The 19,905-nt window shown below is 38.6% G+C and carries 22 protein-coding genes; 10 read left to right on the plus strand and 12 right to left on the minus strand.

Annotation, left to right across the window (positions count from 1 at the left end; all coding sequences use genetic code 11):
• Positions 1-224: 224 nt before the first annotated feature.
• Positions 225-1,442, minus strand: coding sequence for a pyridoxal phosphate-dependent aminotransferase (locus tag DC53_RS18700; RefSeq protein ID WP_033028407.1), 1,218 nt, complete (start codon positions 1,440-1,442; stop codon positions 225-227).
• A gap of 367 nt (positions 1,443-1,809) precedes the next feature.
• Positions 1,810-2,154, minus strand: a complete 345-nt coding sequence (locus DC53_RS18695) for an Hpt domain-containing protein (RefSeq protein WP_033028408.1) — start codon at positions 2,152-2,154, stop codon at positions 1,810-1,812.
• 137 nt (positions 2,155-2,291) lie between these two features.
• Here DC53_RS18695 and DC53_RS18690 point away from each other — a divergent pair, with 137 nt between their 5' ends.
• Together DC53_RS18690 and DC53_RS18685 are read left to right on the plus strand one after the other, a co-directional pair.
• Positions 2,292-2,888, plus strand: coding sequence for a tRNA-uridine aminocarboxypropyltransferase (locus DC53_RS18690; RefSeq protein WP_008138384.1), 597 nt, complete (start codon positions 2,292-2,294; stop codon positions 2,886-2,888).
• A 20-nt stretch (positions 2,889-2,908) separates the two neighbouring features.
• Positions 2,909-3,694 carry a CLCA_X family protein gene (locus DC53_RS18685; protein WP_033028409.1) on the plus strand — a complete coding sequence of 262 codons (786 nt, stop codon included), beginning with the start codon at positions 2,909-2,911 and terminating at the stop codon, positions 3,692-3,694.
• 16 nt (positions 3,695-3,710) lie between these two features.
• Here DC53_RS18685 and dcd read toward each other — a convergent pair whose 3' ends face one another.
• Together dcd and apbC are read right to left on the minus strand one after the other, a co-directional pair.
• Positions 3,711-4,295, minus strand: coding sequence for a dCTP deaminase (dcd, locus tag DC53_RS18680; protein WP_007375413.1), 585 nt, complete (start codon positions 4,293-4,295; stop codon positions 3,711-3,713).
• 6 nt (positions 4,296-4,301) lie between these two features.
• The gene (apbC, locus tag DC53_RS18675; RefSeq protein ID WP_033028410.1) at positions 4,302-5,378 is read right to left on the minus strand and encodes an iron-sulfur cluster carrier protein ApbC; all 1,077 of its coding nucleotides are present in this window, start codon (positions 5,376-5,378) and stop codon (positions 4,302-4,304) included.
• Positions 5,379-5,565: 187 nt separating this feature from the next.
• Here apbC and metG point away from each other — a divergent pair, with 187 nt between their 5' ends.
• Positions 5,566-7,587, plus strand: a complete 2,022-nt coding sequence (gene metG, locus DC53_RS18670) for a methionine--tRNA ligase (RefSeq protein WP_033028411.1) — start codon at positions 5,566-5,568, stop codon at positions 7,585-7,587.
• Positions 7,588-7,769: 182 nt separating this feature from the next.
• On the opposite strand, the gene lepB is transcribed toward metG, so the two are convergent.
• From lepB to aceK, 4 genes are all read right to left on the minus strand, one after another.
• Positions 7,770-8,420 carry a signal peptidase I gene (gene lepB / locus DC53_RS18665; protein ID WP_007375417.1) on the minus strand — a complete coding sequence of 217 codons (651 nt, stop codon included), beginning with the start codon at positions 8,418-8,420 and terminating at the stop codon, positions 7,770-7,772.
• Between the two features lie 152 nt (positions 8,421-8,572).
• The gene (locus tag DC53_RS18660; RefSeq protein ID WP_002963210.1) at positions 8,573-8,827 is read right to left on the minus strand and encodes a DUF2999 family protein; all 255 of its coding nucleotides are present in this window, start codon (positions 8,825-8,827) and stop codon (positions 8,573-8,575) included.
• 62 nt (positions 8,828-8,889) lie between these two features.
• Complete coding sequence (locus DC53_RS18655) at positions 8,890-9,852, minus strand: zinc-binding dehydrogenase (RefSeq protein ID WP_024595341.1); 963 nt, start codon at positions 9,850-9,852, stop codon at positions 8,890-8,892.
• 64 nt (positions 9,853-9,916) lie between these two features.
• Complete coding sequence (gene aceK, locus DC53_RS18650; RefSeq protein WP_033028412.1) at positions 9,917-11,689, minus strand: bifunctional isocitrate dehydrogenase kinase/phosphatase; 1,773 nt, start codon at positions 11,687-11,689, stop codon at positions 9,917-9,919.
• Between the two features lie 117 nt (positions 11,690-11,806).
• On the opposite strand from aceK, the gene DC53_RS18645 reads away from it, so the two are divergent.
• The 4 genes from DC53_RS18645 to DC53_RS18630 all read left to right on the plus strand — a co-directional run bounded on the left by DC53_RS18645 (position 11,807) and on the right by DC53_RS18630 (position 14,365).
• Positions 11,807-12,754: a LysR family transcriptional regulator gene (locus tag DC53_RS18645; protein WP_024595339.1), complete on the plus strand. Its 948-nt coding sequence runs from the start codon at positions 11,807-11,809 to the stop codon at positions 12,752-12,754.
• A gap of 82 nt (positions 12,755-12,836) precedes the next feature.
• Positions 12,837-13,286: a GNAT family N-acetyltransferase gene (locus tag DC53_RS18640; protein ID WP_033028413.1), complete on the plus strand. Its 450-nt coding sequence runs from the start codon at positions 12,837-12,839 to the stop codon at positions 13,284-13,286.
• Between the two features lie 29 nt (positions 13,287-13,315).
• Complete coding sequence (locus DC53_RS18635) at positions 13,316-13,522, plus strand: hypothetical protein (protein ID WP_007375422.1); 207 nt, start codon at positions 13,316-13,318, stop codon at positions 13,520-13,522.
• Positions 13,523-13,933: 411 nt separating this feature from the next.
• The gene (locus DC53_RS18630; protein WP_033028414.1) at positions 13,934-14,365 is read left to right on the plus strand and encodes a hypothetical protein; all 432 of its coding nucleotides are present in this window, start codon (positions 13,934-13,936) and stop codon (positions 14,363-14,365) included.
• Positions 14,366-14,377: 12 nt separating this feature from the next.
• Here the strand turns inward: DC53_RS18630 and icd are convergent, their stop codons facing one another.
• Positions 14,378-15,646 carry an NADP-dependent isocitrate dehydrogenase gene (icd, locus tag DC53_RS18625; protein ID WP_033028415.1) on the minus strand — a complete coding sequence of 423 codons (1,269 nt, stop codon included), beginning with the start codon at positions 15,644-15,646 and terminating at the stop codon, positions 14,378-14,380.
• A 187-nt stretch (positions 15,647-15,833) separates the two neighbouring features.
• Here icd and DC53_RS18620 point away from each other — a divergent pair, with 187 nt between their 5' ends.
• Positions 15,834-16,637, plus strand: coding sequence for a M61 family metallopeptidase (locus tag DC53_RS18620; RefSeq protein ID WP_008138360.1), 804 nt, complete (start codon positions 15,834-15,836; stop codon positions 16,635-16,637).
• Here DC53_RS18620 and DC53_RS18615 read toward each other — a convergent pair.
• Positions 16,632-17,180 (minus strand): hypothetical protein, encoded by a 549-nt coding sequence (locus DC53_RS18615; RefSeq protein ID WP_007375426.1) that lies wholly within the window; start codon positions 17,178-17,180, stop codon positions 16,632-16,634. The genes DC53_RS18620 and DC53_RS18615 overlap by 6 nt on opposite strands.
• Before the next feature lie 367 nt (positions 17,181-17,547).
• Here DC53_RS18615 and DC53_RS22105 point away from each other — a divergent pair, with 367 nt between their 5' ends.
• Together DC53_RS22105 and DC53_RS18610 are read left to right on the plus strand one after the other, a co-directional pair.
• On the plus strand, positions 17,548-17,715 hold the full coding sequence (locus tag DC53_RS22105) for a hypothetical protein (RefSeq protein ID WP_007375427.1): 168 nt from the start codon (positions 17,548-17,550) through the stop codon (positions 17,713-17,715).
• Positions 17,716-17,848: 133 nt separating this feature from the next.
• Positions 17,849-18,685 (plus strand): TIGR02285 family protein, encoded by an 837-nt coding sequence (locus DC53_RS18610; protein WP_033028416.1) that lies wholly within the window; start codon positions 17,849-17,851, stop codon positions 18,683-18,685.
• Positions 18,686-18,752: 67 nt separating this feature from the next.
• Here DC53_RS18610 and DC53_RS18605 read toward each other — a convergent pair whose 3' ends face one another.
• Positions 18,753-19,328 (minus strand): YceI family protein, encoded by a 576-nt coding sequence (locus DC53_RS18605; protein ID WP_033028417.1) that lies wholly within the window; start codon positions 19,326-19,328, stop codon positions 18,753-18,755.
• Position 19,329: 1 nt separating this feature from the next.
• Positions 19,330-19,881: a cytochrome b gene (locus DC53_RS18600; RefSeq protein ID WP_033028418.1), complete on the minus strand. Its 552-nt coding sequence runs from the start codon at positions 19,879-19,881 to the stop codon at positions 19,330-19,332.
• Positions 19,882-19,905 lie beyond the last annotated feature (24 nt).

Below are 19,905 nucleotides of genomic sequence, written 5' to 3' on the forward strand. Positions count from 1 at the left end.
CTTAAGTACCTACCTATGACATGGATGTAGGTAAGGGGCGTGAGCAGGACGCGGAAGCTTTGCTCGGTTTTTACTTAGCCCAGGTTACAAACCTCGCGTCGCGATTTAATCGCCCCTAGATTGAACAAATTTCAATCCACAAAGATCAACACGCCCTGCCAATATATTCATGACTAAAGTAAAAAACGAGCCAAATTTGGCTCGTTTTTTTATTTTTTTAATAGCTATACTTGGCGATAGTCTTTAAAAAAGCGCTTCATTTTTAACATCGCATCGGATAAATCATCTTTGCTTGGTAAAAATACCAACCTAAAATGATCCGGCTCGGGCCAATTAAACGCCCTGCCATGTACAAGTAATATTTTTTCGGCTTTTAGCAAATCGTACATCATCTTTTCATCATCTTTAACGTTAAAAAGTGCTGTATCTACTTTGGCAAACGCATAAAGCGCGCCTTTAGGTTTTTTACAACTAATGCCTTCAATAGCGTTTAACCCGCGCCATGCTATATCGCGCTGCTCGTATAAGCGCCCGCCTGGGTTAATCAAATTATCAATTGATTGCACGCCGCCCAACGCTTGTTGAATTGCATATTGCGCAGGTACATTTGCGCACAAACGCATAGATGAAAGTATTTCAAGACCTTTGCGTAAATCATCCATAACTGAGGTACGACCGCTTAGCACCATCCACCCCATTCTCAGCCCCGCTGCACGGTAAGTTTTAGCTAAACCGTTAAAAGTAATGATTGGTACATCATCACAAAGTGAGCCGATTGAAGTATGCGTTATATCATCGTATAAAATCTTTTCGTAAATTTCATCGCTCAATAGCAGTAGTTTATGTTCACGCGCTATATCAATTAATTGCATTAGCAAATCGTCACTGTAAACCGCACCTGTCGGATTATTAGGATTGATTAATACCAGCGCTTTAGTTTTAGATGTTATTTTGCTTTTTATATCTGCAATGTCCGGAAACCAATCTTGCTCTTCATCACATAAATAATGCACCGGATTACCACCCGATAACGTGACAGAAGCAGTCCAAAGTGGATAATCTGGAGCTGGAATAAGCACTTCATCGCCATTATTTAATAGCGCTTGGGTGATCATTTGAATAAGTTCGCTTACGCCATTACCAATATAAATGTTATCTACATCTAAATTATGTAATCCACGTTGTTGGTAGTGCTGATAAATAGCCACGCGGGCTGAATAGAGGCCTTTAGAGTCACAGTAACCTTGGGCTGAATATAAGTTGCGGATAATATCGCGGTGCATATCTTCTGGCATATCAAAACCAAAAGCAGCCGGATTACCTATATTCAATTTTAATACTTTTTGACCTTCGTCTTCCATTTTTTTAGCTTGTGCTAAAACCGGCCCACGAATGTCATAACATACACCTTCTAATTTGTGACTCTTTTTAATATCAGACATTTTTACCTCTTTAGGGCGTATTGACTTTATGGATTAAATTTGTTCAACCTAGGGGCGATTTAATCGCGGCGCGAGATTTGTAACCTAGTGGGCTAAGTAATAATTGAGTAACAAAGAGAAAATAGCCCCTAGGAAGAACCCTCTGGGCAATGCGTGTTTAGTTTTTATGTGTTGTTATCGCCTATTTATGTGGAAAAACCACACTGTATAGGCTCTGCCTAACCTAAAAACCAGACACTCGTTGCAAATTCAATCCCGAAAGATCAACACGCCCTAGTGAATCTTTAGACTAACCTAGTAAAGGCGTAAAATGCCAGTGTATTTGATTACTTAATACTGAAATAAATTCACGTTTCAGCTTCGATAATTAGCGAGATGCTAACCATTCATTTAGCTTAGCTTGAGAGCCTGTTACTTGAGCCATTAAGCTATTAGATGCGTCGATAGCTTCAGCTAAGTTATCTACGTTTAAATTTTGCTCAATAACACGCGATACTTCAGCAAGGCTTGAAGCGCCAAACTGCGCCGCGTTCGATTTTAAACTGTGAGAGTGACGAATAGCCGCTTCTCTGTCTTTACCAATAGTTGCTAAAACTTCAGAGCCTAAACGTTCAAACTCTGCGCAACAAAAATCAAGCGTGTCAGCAAACTGCTCACCCAATAACGATTCCATACTCTCTAACGCCGATGTATCAATATTTATCTCTGTCATATTTTAAGCCCTTAAAACAATCCATGTAAGTTACAGTTTAATAGTACTACTTTATATTGATGCGTAAAAAAAACCAACTTAATTACCTTATAAATGTATAATTGCGAGGATCATACTGGCAACAAAAAGTTTATTAAATGGCACGCACACTTTGTAATCATTGTAACTTTTCACTAAACACCTGTATTTGCAACGCAATTACAAATATAAACAACAAAGTTACGGTTATTATTCTACAGCACCCGAGTGAAGAAAAAATAGCAAAAAATACCGCTAAACTACTCAATTTATGCCTAACTGATTGCCAAATAATCAAAGGCGAAAATAATGATGACTTTTCCATACTAAAAACACTGCCAGTAAGCTCAACTGTTTTACTCTACCCTAACGAACACGCTATAAATTTAGACGATAGCGCTGAGCAGCCTAGTATAAAAAACATCACCCATTTAATCGTGGTTGATGGTACATGGAAAAAAGCCTACAAAATTTTGCAACTCACCACATTACTTAATAAATTTAAAACGGTCAGTTTTAAACAGCTACCTAAAAATCGTTATGCTATTCGTAAAGCCCCTCGGGCCGACAGCCTATCCACACTTGAAGCTGTAGCGCATAGTTTGTTTTTAATAGAGCAGCTAAATCCCGCACCACTTTATAATACGCTTAATGAATTAATACAAAAACAAACCCAACACATGCCTGAGCACGTAAAAGCACGTTACTTAGATTAAATTTGGCGCCATAAACTTTCATGCGTAATTATCCCAACAGATTAAAACGAGGCTTTACTCGCCAAGGCCCCGACTATCGCTTTGACGACCAAGTCGACTTTAGCGATATAAGAGATACCTTCGGCTTTAGGTCAATGGTCGTTGGTAAATGGGTAACCAAAGAAGAGCGCTACATTAGCGCCAATTTAATTTACGATGCACTGGCGGATCTTGCGCAAATACTGCATTTACCGCCCAAAGCTATTGGCCTGCGCGGCAAGCTTAACTTTGCATTTGGTCATGGTGGTCAAAAAGGCGTGCAAGCGCATTATAATGCAGCCTCTCAAACACTTGCTCTTGCAAAAAATGCAGGCGGTGGTGCACTTGCTCACGAATGGTTCCATGCGTTTGACCACCATATAAGCGAGCATTTATTTGCAGCAAAACCACGCTTTGGCTTTGCCTCAAAATTGTGGTTTTCAAACACGCCTAATTTATCCCACCCACTTAATAACGCTTTGAACAGTTTTTATAAACATGTATTTCTAGATGAAGATGGTATTGATGCAAATAACTTTGTACAAACGTGTATAGAACACGATAAAGCCCACAATATGAATTATATGAGTATGCCTGAAGAATTAGCAGCGCGCTGCTTTGAAGCCTGTATTGAAGGCCACACATATATAAAAAATAGCTTCTTGGTGGGAGGCTTAAAAAGTAGTAATTTAATATACCCAAATAGTGAGCATATTAATAAAGCAAATAAAGCGCTTAACCAGTATTTTGAGTTACTTGGCTATGCGCTTCATAAAATAGACGAGTGATGTCTATATTTGGTGATTATTTATCGTCACTAATACGACTTGCTACTGCGCTGCTTTGATCTTTATATTTTGCATCTTTACGAATATTGTATGGGTTTTCACACGGCCCCGATAACATTTCAAAGCTCATAGCCCCAATTTTCATCAGTGGGCGAAGCGCCAGTGGTAATTTACCTGAGTTGTAAAACTCTAAAACAATATTACCGCTCCAGCCTGGGTCTATTCGGTGCGCGGTTACATGCACCATTAAACCCAAACGCGCAAGCGATGAGCGTCCATCTAACCAACCTACTATATCTGCTGGCAACGTTACTTTTTCATGGGTAATAGCCAGCGCAAGTTCACCTGGGTGTAAAAAGAATGCTTCACCTTCATCAAGCACTATTTCTTCACTCATGATCGATTCCATGGCCTTATTTAACTGATCTTTTGGACCACTTAAATCGACATATGCGGCATTATGCGCATTAAAAGTTCTAAATTTATTACCCAAGCGTAAATCGGCAGTCACGCCTGAAATCATATCACTTGTTGGTGCAGGCTCAATAACAATGCGGCCATCGCTTAGGTATTCTTTAATATGTGTGTCTGAAAGTCTCATTATTTATTAATCTTCTGTAATCACAATTTCAATCGCATTGTGATGCTGTTGATAATAGAGCGTGCTGGCTATAAGCCTCGCTGCTGCGCTGTATGTTTTGCTTATTGTTGCGTCGTTATAGTTTGCAATAAGTTTACCTTGCTCAGAATACTCACGTATATCTATTGCAAGTGGAATATGGCTAAGTACAGGCACGCCGTGCTTGTGCGCCAACTTTTGTGCACCGTCTTTACCAAATACGTGATTTGCCTCACCGCAGTGGCTGCAAATGTAGTGGCTCATATTTTCTATTAAGCCAAGCACCGGTACGTTTACTTTATTAAACATAGCAATGCCTTTTTGCGCATCGGCTAGCGCTAAATCTTGCGGTGTAGTGACAATAACAGTGCCGCTAGCGGGTACTTTTTGGCTCATTGTAAGCTGAATATCACCGGTGCCAGGTGGCATATCAACAATTAAGTAGTCAAGCTCGCCCCAATCGGTTTCGTTAAGTAACTGGCTCAGCGCGCCTGACGCCATTGGCCCGCGCCATACCGTGGCATCATCGCTTGGAACTAAAAAGCCAATTGACTGCGCTTTAATGCCATTTGCATCAAGAGGCTGTAGCTGTTTGTTATCTTTAGTGACGGGCTCTGCGCCCACTAATCCTAAAAGCATTGGGATAGATGGGCCATAAATGTCAGCATCTAAAATACCCACCTTTGCGCCTTCGTTTTTAAGGGCGCCCGCCAAGTTAACGGCAGTAGTCGACTTACCTACTCCGCCTTTGCCTGAGGCAATAAGCACAATATGTTTAATCGCTTTAAACTTAGCCGCCTCTTCAATGATAACCTTGGCGCTAATTGTTACAAGCACATTTAAGCTTTCACTTACGTGTTGCTCAACTAAAGGCATTTCTGATTGCCCAGCAAATGGCAGAGTTAATTTAATGTGTAGTGATTTATCGTCATTTTGAGTAATAGTATCAATGAAGCTTTCGTCAATACCGACGGCAAAAGCCGCACTACGATATGCCGCTAAGGCAGTTATAATCGGTTGTTTTTGCACCGATTTAGAAGAGAATAGTTTCGACAGTCCAAACATAGCAATTAAATAGCGTTTCTTTGATGAAAAGTGCCACGGAATTATGTAACATTCAGGGCATTAACACCAGTCAATTAATAAAAATCCATAAGCTGTGCGCACTCTAAGCAGATAGCTTGTAGATAAATTAATGATAATTGCCGTTTGTATAATAAAAACGGCGTTTTATCCTCAATTCGGAATGATTATGACGCAGCGAAAGATCCTGATTACCAGCGCATTACCTTATGCAAATGGCCCTACTCACCTAGGTCATTTATTGGAATATATTCAAACTGATATTTGGTCACGTTTTCAAAAACTACAAGGCCACGAAGCTTATTATGTTTGCGCAGACGATGCCCACGGCACGCCAATTATGCTTAATGCGCAAAAGCAAGGGATCACGCCTGAAGAAATGGTAAAACAAGTGAGCATAGAGCGCCAACGCGACTTTGCTGACTTTAATATCAAATTTGATAACTACCACAGCACGCACAGCCAAGAAAACAAAGAATTAAGCGAACTTATTTATAACCGCCTAAACGATGCCGGTCATATTAAAAAGCACATTATTTCGCAATTATTCGATCCAGAAAAAGGTATTTTCTTACCAGACCGTTTTGTAACAGGTACTTGCCCAACGTGTAAGTCTGAAAACCAAAACGGCGATAGCTGTGATTCGTGTGGTGCTACATACAGCCCTACCGAACTCATTAATCCGCGTTCTGTAATGTCGGGCGCTGAGCCTGTACTTAAAGATTCTGAGCATTACTTTTTTGACCTGCCAGCATTTGAAGGCATGCTAAAGGAGTGGTTACACTCGGGCACTATTCAACAAGAAATGGCTAACAAGCTAGACGAATGGTTTACCGATGGCCTGCAACAGTGGGATATTAGCCGTGATGCGCCTTACTTTGGTTTTGAAATTCCAAATGCACCAGGCAAATATTTTTACGTTTGGTTAGATGCACCTATTGGTTACATGGCGAGCTTTAAAAACCTATGTGACGAAAAAGGCCTCGACTTTGATGCGTTTTGGGCTGAAGGTTCAGACGCAGAGCTTTATCACTTTATTGGTAAAGACATTATCTACTTCCACAGCTTATTTTGGCCAGCAATGCTAGAAGGCGCTAATTTTAGAAAGCCAACTAACGTATTCGCTCATGGTTTTGTAACTGTGAATGGCGAAAAAATGTCTAAATCAAAGGGTACGTTTATTAAAGCGCGTACTTATTTAGATAACTTAAACCCAGAGTACTTACGTTACTACTACGCAGCAAAATTAAGCAGCGGTATTGTTGATCTGGATTTAAACCTAGAAGACTTTGCGCAGCGCGTAAATTCAGACCTAGTAGGTAAAGTAGTCAACATAGCGAGCCGTTGTGCTGGCTTTATTACTAAAAAGTTTGATGGCAAGCTAAGCAGCACTATTATGCAACCAGAGCTGTTAGCAGAGTTTCAAGCTGCTGCACCGAGCATTACAACACACTACGAGAACCGCGATTACAGCCGCGCAATTCGCGAAATAATGGCGCTTGCCGACAAAGCAAACCAATTTATTGATGGCGCAGCGCCTTGGGTATTAATTAAAGACGAAACTAAGCAACAAGAAGCACACGAAGTGTGTTCTCTTGGTCTTAACTTGTTCCGCGTTTTAATTACTTACTTAAAACCCGTGTTACCAGGAATGGCTGATAACGTACAAGCGTTTTTAAATGACGACCTTGCATGGGACGGCGTTCAAAATGCACTAGTAAGCCACCCTATCAATAAATTTAAACCGTTAATGCAACGTGTTGAAATGGATAAAGTGAACAAAATGGTTGAAGAATCTAAAGAAAGCTTAGCACCAAAAGTAACAATTGACCCTAACAGCCCACTTGCGAAAGAGCCAATTAGCGACGAGATTGAGTTCGATGATTTTGCAAAAGTAGACCTACGCGTAGCTAAGATTGCTAAAGCAGAGCACGTAGAAGGCGCAGATAAACTACTTAAGCTAACACTTGATTTAGGCGGCGAAACTCGTCAAGTGTTTGCGGGTATTAAATCGGCTTATGCACCTGAGGATATCGAAGGTAAGCTAACCGTTATGGTTGCTAATCTTAAGCCTCGTAAAATGCGCTTTGGTATGTCTGAAGGCATGGTATTAGCAGCGGGCCCTGGCGGAAAAGAAATTTATATTCTTAACCCAGATGACGGCTCAGAGCCTGGTATGCGCGTAATGTAATATTACTCATACAATAAAAAACCGCTGATATGTCGGCGGTTTTTTTATGGGCTAAAGTAATGTTTAGTCGTATATTAAATACCGAACAAGAGCGTAGTGTTCTTACCAAGCTTGTAAAAAAATATATAAGTAAACTGCCTAAATAGGCAGTTATATTTTAACTATAAAATTAATTATCTTATTTAATTGAGCTTTTTCAATACGCGATCTTTTCTTGGTAGGTAATAGTTATCGTAATCAAGAGACACTATAACGCGCTCTGCTTTTCCTAATAACTCATTACGCGGAATTAAACCTATTACACGCGAGTCAGCGCTATTGTCGCGGTTATCGCCCATTGCTAAATAATAATCATCAGGAATTGTAATTGCGTCAAAGCCCGATAAACGTGAAGGAATATTTGCCACTCTTATCGAATGCGCTAATCCGTTTAAATCTTCGATTTTATCAAGCGAGTCTATGTTGCTTTGCTGATCTGCATAATTAAGTTTTTTACCATTAATAATGAGCTCATTATTTTCAAGCGCAACGGTGTCTCCTGGCACACCAATTACACGTTTAATTAAACGGTTATCGGCAGCTTGTGAGTCAAAAACAATAATATCACCTGTTTGTGGGTCCGCTAGTTTAAGTAGTTTTATATGCGTAAATGGGACACGAATATCATAGGCCATTTTATCGGTAAGTATTCTGTCACCTTCTTGAATTGTTGGTTTCATTGAGCCTGTTGGCACTTCGTACCAATCGGCTACAGCGCTTCTAAATACGCTCATTAGTGCAATAAATACGATAAGAGAGCGGTTGTTTTTCCAAAACTTATAAAGCGGTTTCATGTTATTTCCCTGCGTTAATTAAGTATTATTATGACTAACTAAATGCTGAGCAGTTCAATGTAGAGTGTAACAAAAAGTGTGTGCTTTACGGCGGGTATAGCAAGGTAGTTGCTTACCTTGCTATATGATCAATCTAAAAATTAGATTATCAATTACTGTTGATTTAGTTTTTCTTTCGCTTCTTTTACTTTTTCAAAATCTAAACCAAGTTCGTCAGTCGCTTCTTTAATAAGATGCGGTTGAGTCATCACGACTGCCATTAATTGTTGTAACTTTTCTGGCGGAATACCAAGCTCTTGAACAAGCGCCATTGCCATCATTGGATTTTGAGTAAACGCTTCAAACAATGCTTTTACTTTTTCGTCGCTTACATTGTGCTCTTTAAGTATTGCTAGTATTGGATTCATTATTAAACCTTAAATATTTTTTATAGGGCTTAGTATATGGGCTAAACCCTAAAATTAAAGAGTTACTCTACAAGTAAAACCACTTTCCCTGCGTTTTCATTACGCTCTAAAATAGCATGGGCTTCGTTTGCGTCGCTCCAAGGCAATGTTTTATACAGGTTAAAGTCGTACTTTTTAGTGGCAATATCATTGTAAAAGCGTGCTACAAAGTCGTCGCGCACCTGGCGTTTAAACTCAATACTACGATTTCTAAGCGTTGAGGCATGAAACGAAATACGCTTTTGTAAAAGCGCCGCAAAATCAACTTCTGCAAAACGTCCATCTAAAAATGCAAGCATTACAATTTGGCAATCCATGGCTGCAATAGCGGCATTTTTATTTAAGTAACTACCCGAAACAGGATCTACAATTGCATTTGCTGTTAACTCATTTGCTTTCATATATTCTACAAAGTCGGTGGTTTTATAGTTAATTGCATGATCGGCACCGAGCTCTTTTGCGTGTTGGCATTTGTCATCCGTACCAGCGGTAATAACCACGGTAGCACCTGCGCTTTTAGCCATTTGAATTGCTGCACCGCCTACGCCACTAGCACCTGCATGAATAAGCGCTGTTTGCCCTTTTTGTAATTTACCAAGCTCAAATAATGCGCCAAATGCCGTTAAATACACTTCGCTTATTGCGGCGCCCTCTGCCATTGTTACATCATCGGGTAATTCCATAAGTTGTTTTGCATCAACGGCTACATATTCGCTATAAGCACCACCTGAGCACAACGTGAAAATACGCTTGTTTAGCCAGCTTTTATCTACATCTTTTCCAAGCTCAGTAACTGTACCTGCACACTCTAAACCTAAAATAGGACTATCTCCCGCAGGAGCCGGGTATTTACCTTGGCGCTGCATACTGTCTGCACGGTTTACACCTATTGCTGCAACTTTAACAAGTACTTCATGGCTCTTTAAAACCGGCTTTTCGGTTTCACTAAATGCAAGATTACCATCTTCATGAGAAATATATTTCATTGTTGCTCCAAGTTTAAAAACTGTAATAACATATAGATGGGGATGAACACAGATTCAAACAACCTCAAAAGCGCCAACTTTGTTTATAAGGGTAAACATCAGGTAAATAACCGGCTTTTACTTGTTGCTGACACTCTTGCCAAAATGTCGCTAAAAACAAGTTACTGTGCTCATTATTAAAATAGTTAAACGCAATATCATTGGCACTAAAAAACACCTTAAATTGGCTCGGAAATATATCGTTTTCAGCTATATCAAAATACGAGTTACTACTTAGCTCTTCAAGTGCATTTTGGGTTTGTGGCACCTCTCTAAAGTTGCAATCGGTAAGCGGGCAAATTTCGTCAAAGTCGTAAAACACCACTCGCCCCCATCGCGTTACGCCAAAGTTTTTCATTAGCATATCGCCCGGAAATATATTAGCGCCCGCTAACTCTTTAATTGCTTTACCGTAGTCATGCATCACACTCTCTAAGGTTTTGTTATCGCATTGGTTAATATATAAATTAAGCGGGGTCATTTTACGCTCAACATAAACGTGCTTTAAAATGAGTGCCTTGCCAGATATAACCATGCTGCTACCAATTTGGCTTTTCATCTGCTCAAGAAGTTCATCACTAAAACGGCTTAAATCAAACGCTAAATATCTAAATTCGTGTGTGTCTACCAAACGACCAACCCTATCGGCTTGTTTTACAAAGTTATACTTTTCTTTGACTTGTGCTTTGGTGGCTGTTTTTGGCGCACTAAATTTGTCTTTAATTACTTTATAAACGTAATCTAGCCCTTCAATAGTAAATACCAGCATTACCATACCCGGCGTACCTGGCGCTTTAACATACTTAAAGTTGGCTGGGCTATTTTTAGTCGTATCGACCTTATGCCGATAAAACTCAGTTTTGGCGTGCTTTATAAAGCCAATGGCGTTAAATAACTCAAAGCGTTGTTTGTGTGGCATTAACACACTTAAGTAATCTACATAACGAGCGGGTTTATCGGTATCAACCATAAAATAGGTGCGTGCAAAACCAAATAATAAACTTAATTGATCGGCGCCCATCATTACAGCATCAAGCTTTAGTCCCTCATCGGTATTTAAAATAGCGATAGCAAAAGGCATATTGTCGCCATTTTTAGCAATGCAGCGCCCAATTAAATAACAGGCTTTGTTTCTAAAAAATAATGAGTTAGCGTATTCAATATACCCGTCGTTTAAATTTATAAGTTCGTACACCTGTTTGCATTGCTGCTTAGCGCCTTGCATTAACGTACTTTGTAATGTGGCTACATCATGCTCTAACTGACTAAATGGCACTCTAAATATTTGATTAGTAATAAGCGTTTTAACGGCGTTATTAAACCCATTATTTAGCGATACCCTGCTCACTAAGCTTTCATAAGAGCGTGGCTCACTACGATACTTTGCTTTTAATACAAACAAATGCACAGTACGAATTTTTTTATCGTCCCAAATTGCCCCAAACGTTGAATTAAAAAAAGTATGCGCAATAGGTTTATTTTCGTGATTTTGTACCATATCGCCGTAAATATTTTTAGCTAACTGCCACGTTTGCGGGCAAGTAAGCTCAGCATAAGCGATAACTCTCACGGCTTCACTCACGTTTTTCACTTCGCGCTCGTAAACCTGTAAACGCTCACGCATAGCACTTTGCACACTGTGGTACTGTCGTTGTTCAAAACGGCTTTGCGCACCCAGTGTAATATTTAAAAATTGCGAAAACATCGCCTCAAATCCAGCAAAAACAGATCGTGCAAGCTTGCTGGCAATAACGTTTTGCAGCGTATTATTAGATTGATTTGTTGGCCTATTTTGCATAAATACAGCACTTATATTGATGCCAGTTATGGCGGTTATTTTTTATTAATTGTTTACACCTTAGCAAGCAGGCTTTAATTTAGATAATTAATAAACCATATAAATAGAATTGATTCTATGAATATAAGAAACGTCGATCTTAACCTTCTCGTTTACTTAAATGTACTCATCGATGAAAAAAGTGTGTCGAAAGCTGCGAATAAACTCGCGCTTACGCAACCGGCTATGAGTAATGCGCTAAAACGTTTGCGCGATTTATTTGACGACCCGCTACTTGTGCGTGCCGCAGGCTCTATGACGCCAACGGCAAAGGCACTTGCATTAAAGCCTGAAGTTGAGGCCCTATTAAAAATGGCCGAAGCAATTACGCAGCCTAGTGAGCAATTTAACCCTACAACGGCTGAAGTTACGTTTAGAATAATGGCAAACGACTACATAGAGTCGACCCTAATAGCCCCTTTTATAACGGCGCAGCTTAGTAAAAACCCCGGTATTAATTTTGATGTGTTAAGTCCAAGCGACGTAAACCTACAAGATATGGAAAAAGGCACTATAGATTTAGCAATAAATCGCTTTAATGGTTTGCCACGCTCGTTTCATCAAGCCAGTGTTTGGCGAGATAACTACTGTTGTTTAACCCATCCTAAAAATACATTTTTACAACAATCAGGGTTAGACGACTACTTAAAAAAAGAGCATATTTGGGTAAATCGTGCCGGCTGGGGGCCTGAAGCCGCTGTTACTAATAAATCAGGAAAGCAAAAATTAGGCTGGGTAGATGAAGCGCTTTGGCAACTAGAACAAACCCGTAAAATACGTGTTTTTACTCGCCACTACATGGTCGCAAGCCTGCTTTGCCAATCAGAGCAACTTATTGCCACCCTACCGCGCAGGCAAGCTAAGTTATTAACCTCTCATACTGATTTAGTAATCAGCCCTGTACCATTTCAAATAGTGCCCATTGAAGTGAAAATGATATGGAGCCCACTGCTGCACCACGCCCCTGCACACCAATGGTTAAGACGTGAGTTATTAGCGTTTGCTAAAACGATTGCAGATAGATAAATTATTATTTTCATCACATCAAGCACCAGGTATTTTACTATCGCGTATAATGTCCAAGCTTTACTTTCATTAGAAGAATATAATGATAAACAAACTTAATAATAAGAATAACGATACTGCAAATATAATTTTTGCTGTCTTTCAAAAATCCTATGCTATAGAGGCTAAACTGATCGGCGCGCATAACTTTCCTCCTTTAGCGCGTAATATTAAAGGTATAAAAAAGTCAGAAACAACTTTTTATGGCTACAGCGAAAATGAATGTTTAGCAGCCGTTATTGAAGTAGATACAAACAACGAGTGTTTAGATATTTGTAGTTTAACCGTTGTTCCTAATCATTTTAAAAAAGGTATCGCAAGTAAGCTAATAAGTTATGTTTTAGCAATGAGTGATTTATCTCATGCAATAGTGGAGACTGCGGTTGCTAATACTCCTGCAATAAATTTATATAAAAAGCATGGCTTCGTGGAATTTAAAAGATGGACTCCTTCACATGGTATTGAAAAGCTGGCTATGTCGGTCGTAATTTAAATCAGTATTTCAAAATAGGTAATTTACAAATGGATAGTGCATCAATAATTGCGTGGAGTGTTTTGTTTGGTGGCATTGGTATTGGCTACCTTACTTACGGGCGAAGAAAAAAAGCCGTAGTACCACTTTGTATTGGTTTATCGCTATTGGTATTTCCGTATTTTATGAGCAGTGTTAGCATGCTGTTGATTGTAGGCGCTATTTTAGTGGCTATTCCCTACTTTATTAAAATTTAACATTACTATTGTTACGACTAAATAAAATACACGCGAAAAATAAAAAGCGCCGTGGTATTCAACTTTGGGAAAATACCATGGCGCTTTTGGAAATCGTCGATATAGGAGTCTACCTACAGTGTATGATTAGCAAGCTTAGTACCAACTTCATAAAAAAATTAAAATTCAATAAAAACAATTAACTAATAGTCCATCTTTATTCCTCAATGACTCCCCTTGTTCCAGTTTTGTGCACGTTTTTACCACTCTGCACCAAATTAATTAGTATAATTTAGGTATGTTTTCTATTTTTTATTTAGTTTTAAAACTTACTATTGATGAAATCAATATCAGTTATTGAAAACAACAATTTCATTAATAATACACTTAGCGCTAGAGTGAAGTTAAGCCAACAAACTAAGAGTAATAATTATGACAACATCAAGCTTCACACAACAAGACGGGTTATTTATTGATGCTAATTTACATCAGTTTATTGAAGAGCAGTTATGCACTAAAGCTAACACCACTGAGACTTATCAAGCATTAGCTACTTTAGTTGATGAGTTTGGTTGTAAATGTCGTAAAACAAAACATCAGCCAGATGATGTATTAGAAGTAGATACATTATTAAACGCATACCAACTTAAAAACCACCCGCTTTGCCATGTTGATGCGCAAACGACAGAAGCTGTTTTAGATGAATATTGCTGCCAGGTTCCTGCAATTATTGTTGTCGCACTAATGGATACGCTTAGCGGTACACAATGCGATGAACCTCAAGCACATGATATTTACCATCGTGCAGCGCAGTTAACCAACCGCCCTTGTATGCACAGAGTAAAAACTGCCTCAGCAGCTTAATAATGAATGTGTTTAAAAGTGCTCGATAACCTTCTTTGCAAAGCCAGTACAAGTTAAGGTTGTCGAGTTATGAATACTTGAGTTATCGCTCTGCTCTTGCGCTAAATCAAAGGTTACTTCACCACTTTTAAATGTTTGCTCTAACGCACTTTCTATCAGTAATGCGGCCTCCTCCCATCCCATAAATTTAAGCATTAATACCGCACTTAAAATACTACTGCTGGGGTTTGCTTTATTTTGCCCTGCTATACGTTCAAACGTGCCGTGTGTGGGCTCAAAAAATGCAACATCATTATTTAAATTAGCTGCGGGCATTATGCCAACACCACCAACTTGTGCGCTTAGCATATCCGCTAAAAAGTCGCCGTTTTGGTTAGTCGTCACCACTACATCAAATTGCTCTGGATGCATTAAACATTGTTGCAGCATGTTGTCAGCTATGACTTCTTTCATAATTAAGGGCGCTTGGTGTCCTCGCTCTATTTGCAGCCAACGCCCATTTTCATGTGCGGTGGCATTAAACTCGCTTTGTGCAAGTGCAAACCCCCAACGCTTAAATGCCCCGTCGGTAAATTTAAGTACATTGCCTTTGTGCACTAGTGTTAAGGATTCACTATCGTTTTTAAGCGCATACTTAATTGCAAAGCGCATTAGTCGCTCAGAGCCTTCTTTGGATATATTTTTAATGCCAATACCGCACTCTTGTGTAAACCTTAAGCGCGTTACCCCCATTTCTTCGCATAAAAAGTCGAGCATTTTTTCGCTTTCTACACTGCCTGCTTGCCATTCAATACCTGAATACACATCCTCGCTGCTGTCGCGCAGCACGGTTATGTTTGTTAAAAAAGGATTTTTTAAAGGAGAAGGGAGTGCACTAAAGCCTTTTATAGTGCGCATATTTACAAACAAATCCATTTCTTGCCTGAGGGCTACATTGAGTGAGCGAAAGCCACCACCCAGCGGCGTTGTTAACGGCCCTTTTATGGCAATTTTACAGGCGCGTACTGCGTTAATTGTTTCTTGTGGAAACCAGTCACCGTCATACAGTTTTGCGGCTTGCTCGCCGTTATAAACCTGCATCCAATGTATTTTTCGAGCGTTTTTGTAACAATGTTCAATTGCACTATCAACAACGTGGCGCATTACCGGCATGATATCTAAACCCACGCCATCGCCATCAATATAAGCAATGATAGGTTCTAACGGAATTTGCCACTGTCCGTATTGGTCTATCGTGATATTTTGACCTTGCGTTGGCACATTTATATATTGGTACTGCATTGCTAACACCTACAAAGGTTCTATAAATATGATTAAAGCATGCTAATTAAGGCGTGTCTGTATTTGTACTTTTATAGTTACTATCATTTAAAAAAATAACAAATTAACTGTGACTATTTACGTCATGGGTTGGTCTTGTTTAATTAGCCTTACCGTATTAGCTATTAAATTACAGTGGAACACTTTAATGAAACTCTTTTTTATATTGCTACTATCAATCAACTCGTTTAAAACGTTAGCCGTTGAGGTAGTAATACACAACCTCAATTCACTCTCAAGTAGTGGTCAAAGGACGGTGTCTACTTGGGTGAATCAAAGTGTTGAAAAAACACAAAATACGTTAGGGCCTCTAAAACAAAGTACCTTACCTATTTATTTAAAACCGCAATATTTTGCTTTTGAGCCAGTACCTTGGGCTACTGTAAAGCGAAATAATCCCGATGGGCTAGAACTACATATAGATCGTTACGCCAGTTTAAAAGCATTCACTAAAGATTGGACGCTATACCATGAACTTTCACATTTATATTTGCCGCTATTTCCCTACTCCGGTTTTTGGCTAAGCGAGGGTTTTGCCAGTTATATGCAAAACGTAATAATGCGTGACAGCGGTATAATCACCCAGCCGCAGTTTGTACAACGCTTAAATGCAGGGTTTGATCGTGCCCGCCTGCAAACCAAAACTAAAACACAGCCACTTAATAAGCTCTCTGCCGATATGTGGAAACAACGTGCTCAGCAACGTGTTTACTGGACAGGCGCAGCTTTTTTTGCCCAAGCAGATCTAGCATTGCAAAAACAAGGGCAAACTTTGGCAAGTGTTATAAAGGCGTATCAATTATGCTGTAGGCCAGCACGCTCAAACGCTAAAATGTTTATAAAAGAGCTTGATAAACAATCTAGAAGCAGTGTTTTTTCTACTCTATACGCACAATACAATAACCGCACTGACTTTCCTAATATTACAAAAGCGCAAATTAATCAGCTATAACGCTACTTTTAAGTAATGGCTAAAATAGTTATACGCTTGCTCATTAAAATTGACTGAGTGCTCGTTCATAAAACCATGTAGGTAGTTTGTTTTATTACACTTTACTGCGGACTTATTATTTAAAATGGCTATCACTTCATCAACATTAAAATGTACCTCATGTTTAGGAAAAATAAACTCACAGGGTACGTTTGCATCTAATGCTAAATAATTACGAATTTGTGATGGGTAGAACCCTATTAGCTTTTTAAGGTGTGTATTGCCTGTTAATAACTGTGCGCGCCATGCTGCACTTGCCCCTGCGCTAAATGCGATACAAGTTGTTGGTGCTTGTAAATGCGCAAAACATTTTTGAAGTTTGTCGGTGTATTTATCATGCCCGCATTTCTGTATGAATTTATTGTAGTTATATTCTTCACTATCAATAGGTTGTAACTCATTATCATAAGGATCAATAACCGTTACCTTAGTGTCAAACCCCTCTGTAAACTGCGTAAAAGCAGGTGTTAAACCAAAAATATCGCTCGCAATTAGGTAATTCATACTTATCCTTTAGTAAATAAAATTGGAGGCCATAGGCAGTTGATAAAATGTATTATAAATAAATATAAAAAATAGCTTGCACATAATATACATATAAGTTACCTTCCCTCTCTGGTTTAAAGAAACCGCCGCGGTTAACCATTTACCCTGATCCAGTAAGCCCCGCAAAACGTATATTTGAAAGCTAAGTTATTGTACGGCGAGAACCCCTTAAATAATACCGAGATGAATTTTATTATCATCGCAAAAGTGTCATAAAGATCGTCAACACTGTAATGAAGCTAAACACAACATCGTTTATTTATTGACTGCACGAAGCTATAAAATATAGCGCAGAATAAATAACAAGAATAAAGTGAGTTTTATTATGTCTTATAAATATAATGGGTCTATGATCCAAATTGCACATCCAGTGCAATCAATTTCAGTAAACAAACATCGTGTAATCTTTAGTGATACACAAGGTTTAAAAAATGCATTATTTCAAAAAGCGAGTGATGCACGCCAATTTGTTAAATGGCTAAAAGCTAGTTAAACAAAACTTTAATTGCTTTTTATTATTGTGATTATTGAAAATATATTTTGCCAGCCTCGTTGCTGGCATTTTACTTTTTAGCCCTTTAATGGTTACAATAGTTTTACAATAATAATTATTGGCAACTGCTGTAATGCTCCGTTTATGTATACTTTTTTTAATGTTTTGTTTTGTAAGCCCTGTAAGTAATGCTAAAACCATTAATTGGTTAACGCACGACTTTGCACCGTACTACATTTTAAATGGCCAATATCAACACCAAGGCCGCGATGAAAGCATTATATCCCTACTTGAAAAACAACTACCCGCTATTACCTTTAATCAAATTATCATCCCTTCGGGAAAAGTAATCCAAGAGCTATCAAATACGTCCAATAATACTTGCGCATTATCTCTTTATAAAAATGATTACCGAAAAAAGCATATTTACTTTACAGACGAAAGCTCAACTACAGGCCTATCACCTTCTGTTGCTATGCATAGCAAGCTTGCAGACGCACTTGAATTGCCTGATGCGACTGAAGTGTCATTATTAGATTTAATACGTGATAAAAAGCTAACACTCGGCATATCAATGAGTCGTTCTTATGGAAAAGAGATAGATTCGGTTATAAACACAACTCCCGATATAGATTTAGTAATAAGACCTACTCGCGACAGCTTAGCGAGCCTTACTTATATGCTTAATTTAAAACGGATTGATATTTTATTGGGTTACCCAAGCGAACATTATTATTTAGCTAAATTAATGAATTTTGATAAAAATTTAACACAACGACCGTTAATTGAATCCCCTGCGTTAAGTTATGGCTTTATTGGTTGCACTAAAAATGAGCAAGGTGCAAAAGATATAGCAATGCTTAATGAGCAACTCAAAGTAATAAAAAAAACACCAGCTTATAATGATGTGCTAATGCGCTGGTTGCCAGAGCATTTAAGGCCTTTATTGCAAGAGCGTATAGAAAAATAAGTATTTATAGAAAAAAACGCCATTAAAAATGACGCTGTTTATTGTTTATAATTAAGTATTTTATATATTACTGACGAATACCTTCAATAAATAAACCTATATCTACATGGGTAGAGGCTGGCCCTAAATTGTAATCAATACCGTAGTCGGTAAGCTTAAGGCTTGTTTCACCTTCAAAGCCTACACGGTAACCACCCCATGGATCTTTACCTTCACCCACTTTATCAATTTCAAAAGTAATGGTTTTGGTTACACCATGCAGCGTAAAATCACCTGTTACTTGACCTGAATCGTCTTCAAATTTAATACTGGTGCTTTTAAACGTCGCTGTTGGGTATTTATCAACATTTAAAAACTCTTTACCACGAAGGTGTTTATCGCGCTCTGCATGATTAGAATCAAGGCTTGTTGTATCTATATTAACCATAATTTGCGACGCATTAGGGCTTTTAGCATCGTAGTTAAATTTACCATCAAAGGTATTAAAACGGCCATGTAACCAGCTGTAACCTAAATGTTTAATTTTAAAGTTTACAAATGCATGAGCACCCTTTGTGTCAATTACATAGTCGGCTGCATTAGCAGTTGTTACCGATAACATCATTGCAGCCGAAACGGCTGTGCTTACTAATAATTTTTTCATTTTAATCATCCTTTAATGGTTTGATCATTCTGATTAAGGTTTTATCTTTATCGATAAAGTGATGTTTTAACGCCCCTAGTGCATGCAATACTGCGAACCCGATTAATGTGCACGCGCTGTAATAATGTACTTTTCCTGCAATATCGGCTTGGTCATCAAAGGCAAAATCAAGCGCTGATACATTAAATAAAGTAAATACTTCTATTGGACGCCCGTCTGCGGTTGATATTAAATACCCTGCAACAACAATAACAGCCAAAATAATATACATAGCAATATGCGCAGTATGTGCTAATTGGTTCATGCCTATACTTTCACCTAATGGTTTAGGCTGTGTAGATAAAGCACGCCATACAATTCTAAATAAAAATACGGCCACGAGTGTAATACCAATACTCTTATGTAAATCGAGAGAGCCTTTATACCAACTATCGTAATAAGTAAGCTCAACCATATATAAACCTAAACCAAACAGGCCAAAAATAGTCAATGCCATTAGCCAATGTAAAATAATGGCGACAAGTCCGTAAGATGAAGGTGTATTTTTAAACATGTGTAACGTCCTATAATGCTATGA

Origin of the sequence: Pseudoalteromonas fuliginea, assembly GCF_000690055.1 — a bacterium.
Classification (GTDB): domain Bacteria; phylum Pseudomonadota; class Gammaproteobacteria; order Enterobacterales; family Alteromonadaceae; genus Pseudoalteromonas; species Pseudoalteromonas fuliginea.